The organism is Streptomyces torulosus, assembly GCF_001419765.1.
GTDB lineage: Bacteria > Actinomycetota > Actinomycetes > Streptomycetales > Streptomycetaceae > Streptomyces > Streptomyces torulosus.
The window spans coordinates 1-6,992 of record NZ_LIRK01000682.1 but is presented as its reverse complement, the minus strand read 5'-3'; the positions used below and the strand labels follow the sequence as shown (position 1 = coordinate 6,992).

The window sequence follows — 6,992 nt, the reverse complement described above, 5'->3', positions numbered from 1 at the left end:
GCCCAGTAGCTCGGGGGTGCGCGGTTCGTCGGCGGGTGCGGGTGCGTCGTGGGTTCTCGCGCAGTTCCCCGCGCACCTGAAGGCTTCGGGCCTGCGGCCCGGCCTTCGTCCTGAAAAGCACGGGGCGCAGTCCCGGCCGCTTTTCAGGGGCGCGGGGAACTGCGCGAACAACCCCCACGCACCCGCACCCGCCGACGCACCCCGCGGCCAAGAGCCAGAACGCGCCCGGCGAAGCGCCGCAGGCAGTGGCACGCTGGATGGCATGCCGGAACTGCCCGAGGTCGACGCCCTGCGGGACTTCCTGGTCGGCGCTCTCGTCGGCCATGAGGTCGTCCGCGTGCTGCCCGTGGCGATCAGCGTGCTGAAGACGTACGACCCGCCGGTCACCGCCCTGGAAGGGCGGCAGGTCACGGCGGTGGGCCGGTACGGGAAGTTCCTGGACCTGGAGACGGACGGCGGCGAGTTGCACCTCGTGACCCATCTCGCCCGCGCCGGCTGGCTGCAGTGGCGGGACCGGCTTCCCGACGGGCCGCCCCGCCCCGGTGGCAAGAGCCCGCTCGCGCTGCGCGTCGCGCTGGAGACCGGCGAGGGCTTCGACCTGACGGAGGCCGGCACACAGAAGAGGCTCGCCGTGTACGTCGTACGGGATCCGCTGAGTGTCCCCGGTGTCGCCCGACTCGGCCCGGACCCCCTCGCCGACGACTTCGACGCGGCCCGCCTCGCGGAGCTGCTCGCGGGGGAGCGCCGCCAGATCAAGGGCGCCCTCAGGGACCAGAGTCTGATCGCGGGCATCGGCAACGCGTACAGCGACGAGATCCTGCACGCCGCCAGGATGTCGCCCTTCAAGTTGGCGTCGTCACTGAAGCCGGAGGAGGTCCGCGAGCTCCACGAGGCGCTGCGCACCACGCTCACGGAGGCCGTCGAGCGCTCACGGGGCCTGGCCGCCGGGAGGCTGAAGGCGGAGAAGAAGAGCGGACTGCGGGTGCACGGCCGGACCGGTGAACCCTGCCCGGTGTGCGGGGACACCGTCCGCGAGGTGTCCTTCAGCGACTCGTCGCTGCAGTACTGCCCGACCTGTCAGACGGGGGGCAAGCCGCTCGCCGACCGACGGATGTCGCGACTGCTGAAATAGCGCGGCGGCGGTCCAGGAACGTCCCCGACTCGGCCCCGTCCATGATCCACAACCATTGAAGGTACGGACCAGGTGCGGGCCGGGCGGCCGGGCCCGGCGGGCGGCTCAGCGCCAGGCCGGGGCCTTCAGTGTGACCAGGAGTTCACCCTCCTGGCTGCGTACCTCGAAGTGGCTGATGTCCTCGCGCTGCATCGAGGTGCCGCCCTGCATCTTGGAGGGGCGGTCCGCGCCCTCGGGGGACTTCCAGTTGGCGGCCGTCTCCTGCGACCCGTCCTTGCCGATCACGATCAGCCGGCAGGCGTGGGCGCCCTCGGCCTCCTTGACCTTCAGCTGGATGTCGCTGCCCCAGACCCGGTCCTCGGCCCTGACCTCGGCCCACACCCCCGACTCGGGGTCCGTGGCCGCGACCTTGTTCGGAGGGGCGCCCGGACCTGCGAGAACGGCGACGGCGGGGCCGCCGACGGCGATGATCACGGAGGCGGCGACCGCGAACAGCCAGCGCCTGCGACGTGCACGACGGCGGGCCGCCACCTCGTCGAGCAGCCGTCCGAGCAACTGCGGGCCGGGCGCCGCGAAGGGGTGCACGGCGCGCGGTGTCGCGTTCCGGTACAGCATCAGCTGCCGGGCGGCGGGACGGAACTCGGTGACCTGTACCGCGCACTGGGGGCAGCCGCGGACATGGTCCTCGAAGTGGAAGGACTCCACCTCGTCGAGCACGCCCAGCGAGTACGCGCCGACGTCGTGATGACGATCCTGGGACCACATGGCAATTCCTCGGGCCGGTGTGCGGTGGGGGTTGCTTCCTGCCCCCACCGGTACGGACCAGACCCGAGAATCACTCAAGCCCCGCGACCAATGCCAACCAAAAGATTCGGAGCCGTGATCTCGGCGGATTGGTCGCCGACCGAGAAAACTTCCCAGCCGCTGCCCGAACCGGCAGTTCACCGCACCGGCACACCTTGGTCACCCGGAGTGTCCGCGGGGCGGCCGTCCTCAGAAGAGATGGATCGCCAGATGGCCGAGTGGCAGACCGAGCCGCCACGCCGGTGTCCATACCTTGGGACCGTCGTCCTCGCCGAGCACCGCCCCGCCCCCCGGCACCGCGTCCAGGTCGGGCGCGAGCAGCTCGGTCTCCTCCAGCCACCGCCAGGCCGCCGCCGCCAGTTCCAGGTCCGGCGCGGGGCCGCCCACCTCCAGCGCCTCGGCGGTGAGGTGGGCCATGCGCTCGCCCACCCAGTCCTGCCACGGCTGGTCGTACGCCGTCAGCGACAGCCAGGTCTCCAGCTGGGTGACGACCCGGATGCCGGAGAGCTCACCGCCGGAGTCCGCGAGGAAGATGGTCAGCGCCAGGGCGTCGCGCCCCGCACGGAACTCGAAGGACGTCGGCGGCATGAGGTCGCCGGTCCGCAGCAGTTCCTCGGCGATGTACTCGGCGTAGAACCACGCCATGGGGACGGTCAGTTCGCCGCCGCCGGCGCCGTCCGTGCTCTCTTGACCTCTGTGCAGCATCCCTTCCTGCCTTCCTCCGGTACGTGCGCGTCGCCCGACACCGGGCCCCGGGGCAGGGCCCCATCCGGAACACGGATGAGGACAGCTGATTGCTCAACAGCGGTCCTCAGCAAGGCGCTTTACGGAGGTTTGACTCGGCCATGAGTTTCACCGCAGGTCGGCCGCGTATCCCGGAAGCACCCGGCGCAGGGCGCGCAGTGCGTAGTAAGCGCGCGACTTCACCGTACCGGGCGGGATCCCCAGGGCTTCGGCGGCTTCCGCCACACTCGCCCCCTGGAAATACACCTGCACCAGTACTTCCCGGTGTTCCGGAGTGAGTGTCTTCACAGCTTCCCGCACATCGAGGGTGGCGACGGACCGCTCGGCGTGGTCAGCCATCACTCGGGCGTTCTCCAGCACCGCGTCCCCCACCTCCGCCGGGCGCGCCTGCCGGGCCCGCCGCGCGTCGATGGCAAGGCGCCGGCCGACGGTGAGCAGCCAGGGGCGCACGGAGTCGAAGTCGTCGGCGCGCAGCGCCTCCGGGTGCTGCCAGGCGCGTACGAAGGTCTCCTGCACGAGGTCCTCGGCGCGATGACGGTCCCCGTCGGAGAGCCGCAGCAGCAGGGCGAAGAGGGGGCGTCCGTGTTCACGCTGGATCTCGGCCAGTTCGTGTTCGGCGGTCGTCCCGTTGGTGATCGTGGTTCCGGCCGTCATGGGCGTATGGGAACGCGGGCGGCTCCCCGGGGACAGGGGCCGGTCACGGGTGTGCGGCGGGCGGTCGAAGCTGTCGACGAACGGTGCGACGAACGGTCTGTCGGCAGGTCGGAGGCGCTGCCTCCGGCCTCCGCACCGCTCCCCGGCCCCGCCCCGCGAAGCCCGGACCTGTGCGAGGGGCGGCTTGATGTCGGCGCCCCGCCCGGCGCCCCGCCCGGGGGTCCGGCTCAGGACGGGCCGGAAAGGGCGTGTGGGGGCGCGGGACCGCTCGCGGGCAGCAGGACTCCACCGAACCCTCGCCGCGGCCCCCAGCGGCCACCGCACGGCGCCGCCGCCCGGCATCGCTCCGCCGCCCGGTTCGGGCCCCGCGGCACACTGGCCCTGCTGGACTCGGGCCCCGCAGCACAACGGTCCCGCGGCACTTGGGCCTCGACCGCTCGACGCGGCTCCGCGTGGCTCTCCTCGTCGGCCGGGGTTACGGGACCACCGTCACCGGCCAGCGGCCCGCCTTCACCAGGCGGATCGCGACCGAGCCGACGATGCGGTGGCCGGCCTGTTCGGAGGCGCCCACCACGACCGCGTCCGCCTTGAGGTCGTCCGCCGCCCTGACCAGCCCGTTGTACGGATCGCCGCGGAACGTGTGGAACTCCCAGCGGGTCTCGAAGACGCCCTTCACCTGCTCGGCGGCCTCACGGATCTGCGCGACGAGGCTCTCGGCGATCTCGTCCGTCGTCCCGGCCACCGGCACCCCGAGTGCCGCGCCGGCCGCCATCACCGGCTGCACGTACACGATCGCCAGCAGCGCCCGCTGCCGCCGGGCGAGGCCCGCCGCGTAGGCCACGGCGCGCAGGGAGGAGTCGGAGCCGTCCAGTCCGACGAGGATGACCTTCGGCCCGTCGGTACCCCGTTCGAACTGGTGCGCTTGCTGATCCGTCACGGTGGTGAGGCTATCCGAGCGCCCTGGCACCGGCGTGCGCCGGGCGGTCGCGGAGAGCAGCGGCGCGAGGGGCGTGGGCAGAGATGCACGGACGGGCGCCCAGGGGGCGCGAAAACTACTCCCATCGAGTGTTTCCATGCCGCCGCTCCGGTGTCGTGGTGGTGCGCCGTTCCCGACTTGGTCGACTCATGAGTCATGACGAAGGATCAGATGTTCACGCGCCGCCGCCTCCTGCTCGGCGGTGCCGCCCTGCTCGGAGCGGCCGGTGTCGCGGGCACGACCGCGCTGCTCACCGGCGAGGGGAGCTCCGGCCCGGCCCGGGGCGCCGCCACGGCCGCCGGTCCCGGCGCCCGTCCCGCGTTCAGGCCCTCCACGTACCGGTTGCAGCCCATCGCCGGATACGGCGCCCCGCCGCCCCGGCGCCGCACCCTCGTCCCCGCCACCGTCCGCAGCCGGCCGTACCTGCGGGTGGACGGACGCGGCCGGACCATGGTGCTGACCTTCGACGACGGCCCGGACCCGCGCTACACCCCCGACATCCTGCGCATCCTCCGCAAGCACGACGTCCGCGCGATGTTCTTCGTGTGCGGCGAGATGGTGGACCGGCACAAGGACCTGCTGCGCGAGATGGCGGACGACGGGCACGCCGTCGGCAACCACACATGGTCGCACCCCATGCTGCCCAACCTCTCCCGGTCCAGGATCCACGCCGAGATGTCCCGCACCAGCGAGATCATCGACAAGGCCTACGGCGAACCCCCGCTGTGGTTCCGCGCACCCTACGGCGCCTGGAACCGCGCCACCTTCGAGTTCGGCGCCGAACTCGGCATGGAGCCCCTGGCATGGACCGTGGACACCCTCGACTGGAGGGCCCCGGCGGCGGCCACCATCGCGGACCGCGTGGAAAAGGGCGCGGGACCCGGTGTCGTCGTCCTCTCCCACGACGCGGGCGGCGACCGCTCGCAGAGCGTCCGGGCACTGCGCGCATATCTGCCCGAACTGCTCGACTCGGGATATCGGATCACGGTGCCGCAGCGGAGATACGCGTAGCACCGGAGAAGCGAATCGGCTCCGGGCCTTCGCCCGCCCGGTCGGGGAACGCTCAGCGAACCTCGACCAGGCGGGCGAACACGACGACGTTCCCGTCGTAGCCGTTCTGCTTGGAGAAACCGCCCCCACAGGTGATGACCCGCAACTCGGGAATTCCGCTGTTGCCGTAGACACGGTCACCGGGGAAGTTGTTCTTCGCGAAGACCTCGATGCCGTAGATCTCGAACACCGCGGTCTTCGCGTCACCGCGCTGCACCTCGACGCGGCTGCCCTTCTTCAGCGCCCCGAGACCGTAGAACACGGCGGGCCCCTGATTGTTGTCGACATGGCCGACGACTACGGCGGTGCCCTCCTCGCCGGGGGAGACCGCGCCGGTGAACCAGCCGGCGAGGTTCGGGTCCTCGGCGGGCGGCGCGTCGACCCAGCCCTGGGCGTCCAGCCCGACGGGCACGACCGGCGCGTCGACCTGGATCGAAGGGATCCGCACCCGGTCGACCATGGCGTACGGCAGGGGATCGGGCACATTGGTGAAGGTGCCGTGGGGGGTGCTGCGGCTGTCGGCGGCGGCCGCCTGGGCGGGCTGCGGCGGTCCCACGTCGAATTCCCCCGAACCGTTCCGGATGAGAGCGAGACCGGTCAGCAGAACCAGCGCTATCACGCCCCACGGCGCGCGCTTTCTCCGCCGCTCCTCCTCTTCGGCCTCGGCCGGCTGGGACCAAGCCATTCGCCATCCCCTCTCGACACGGCCGTCGCCGCGTCAGTCGCGCATAGGGAAACGCTAAGCGCGCCGCATCAGGACGGCGACGGGTCAGGTACGAACGGGTGGCGGCGAGCCGGGGCCCTCGGCCATCCGAGTCGCCGCCCCCAGGAATTTTCTGACGGTCCGTGACCTGCGGCGATATCCGGCGACGCGGAATTATCACGGCGTGTCCGCTCACCAGGACGGACCAGCCCCGAAATGCGGCCCTGTGCACGGCATCTGAGGGTCTATTCGGGAGGCGCTTTCTCGCCGATCGACCGGGGACGGGTCCCGGGGCGTCTTCCGCGGAGGATCACATGCGTACTACTCGTGCCCTGGCGGCTTCGGCCGTCGCGGTCACCCTGGTCGGCCTCGCCGCACCGACGGCCGCCGCCTGGGACCAGCCCACCTCGGTCACGGCCGCCCCCCAGGTCATCGCCCGGGGCGGACAGCTCGTCCTCACCGTCAGCGGCGGCGACGCGTGCGCGACGCCCAACAGCACCATCAGCTCGAACGCGTTCCCCACCACCAACCTCAGGTCCGTCGACGGGCGGACCGCCACGGCGACGGTGCGCGTCAACACCAACGCGAACCCCGGCGCGTACAGCGTCACCACCAACTGCGAGGGCCAGCGCAGGACGTTCAACGACGTCTTCACCGTCATCGGCGGTGTCCGCGGCGGCCTCGGCGGCAGCAGCTCCAGCGGGGCCACGCCGACCGACATCGCGATCGGCGGCGGGCTGGTGGCCGCCGCGGCCATCGGCGGCGGCGTCTTCTGGATGCGTCGTCGCTCGGAGAACAAGATCTGAGGTCACCACGGCACAGGCCCAGGAACAGAATCTGTGGCCTCACCCCCTTCGGAGCACGGATCGCACGCCGTTCAGCCTTTCGCCCCGGTTCCGCTACGGGATACCGGGGCGAAAGGCTGAACG

Annotated in this window: 8 protein-coding genes; 3 read left to right on the top strand and 5 right to left on the bottom strand. The window is 71.7% G+C overall.

The genetic code is table 11. From position 1 onward, the window contains the following. The first annotated feature begins 262 nt into the window (after window positions 1-262). Window positions 263-1,132 (top strand): Fpg/Nei family DNA glycosylase, encoded by an 870-nt coding sequence (locus AOK23_RS37265; RefSeq protein WP_055716910.1) that lies wholly within the window; start codon window positions 263-265, stop codon window positions 1,130-1,132. Window positions 1,133-1,237: 105 nt separating this feature from the next. On the opposite strand, the gene AOK23_RS37260 is transcribed toward AOK23_RS37265, so the two are convergent. The 4 genes from AOK23_RS37260 to AOK23_RS37245 form a co-directional block, all read right to left on the bottom strand. Then, window positions 1,238-1,897 carry a hypothetical protein gene (locus tag AOK23_RS37260; protein WP_055716909.1) on the bottom strand — a complete coding sequence of 220 codons (660 nt, stop codon included), beginning with the start codon at window positions 1,895-1,897 and terminating at the stop codon, window positions 1,238-1,240. Between the two features lie 228 nt (window positions 1,898-2,125). Next, window positions 2,126-2,641, bottom strand: coding sequence for a hypothetical protein (locus AOK23_RS37255; RefSeq protein ID WP_055716908.1), 516 nt, complete (start codon window positions 2,639-2,641; stop codon window positions 2,126-2,128). Window positions 2,642-2,788: 147 nt separating this feature from the next. After that, the gene (locus AOK23_RS37250) at window positions 2,789-3,334 is read right to left on the bottom strand and encodes a sigma-70 family RNA polymerase sigma factor (protein WP_055522338.1); all 546 of its coding nucleotides are present in this window, start codon (window positions 3,332-3,334) and stop codon (window positions 2,789-2,791) included. Between the two features lie 475 nt (window positions 3,335-3,809). Further along, window positions 3,810-4,271 carry a universal stress protein gene (locus AOK23_RS37245; protein ID WP_055716907.1) on the bottom strand — a complete coding sequence of 154 codons (462 nt, stop codon included), beginning with the start codon at window positions 4,269-4,271 and terminating at the stop codon, window positions 3,810-3,812. Window positions 4,272-4,466: 195 nt separating this feature from the next. Between AOK23_RS37245 and AOK23_RS37240 the strand changes: the two genes are divergently transcribed. After that, window positions 4,467-5,321 (top strand): polysaccharide deacetylase family protein, encoded by an 855-nt coding sequence (locus tag AOK23_RS37240; protein ID WP_055716906.1) that lies wholly within the window; start codon window positions 4,467-4,469, stop codon window positions 5,319-5,321. A gap of 52 nt (window positions 5,322-5,373) precedes the next feature. On the opposite strand, the gene AOK23_RS37235 is transcribed toward AOK23_RS37240, so the two are convergent. Next, window positions 5,374-6,045: a class F sortase gene (locus AOK23_RS37235; protein WP_055716905.1), complete on the bottom strand. Its 672-nt coding sequence runs from the start codon at window positions 6,043-6,045 to the stop codon at window positions 5,374-5,376. Window positions 6,046-6,377: 332 nt separating this feature from the next. Between AOK23_RS37235 and AOK23_RS37230 the strand changes: the two genes are divergently transcribed. Continuing rightward, window positions 6,378-6,869: a hypothetical protein gene (locus tag AOK23_RS37230; protein ID WP_055716904.1), complete on the top strand. Its 492-nt coding sequence runs from the start codon at window positions 6,378-6,380 to the stop codon at window positions 6,867-6,869. Window positions 6,870-6,992 lie beyond the last annotated feature (123 nt).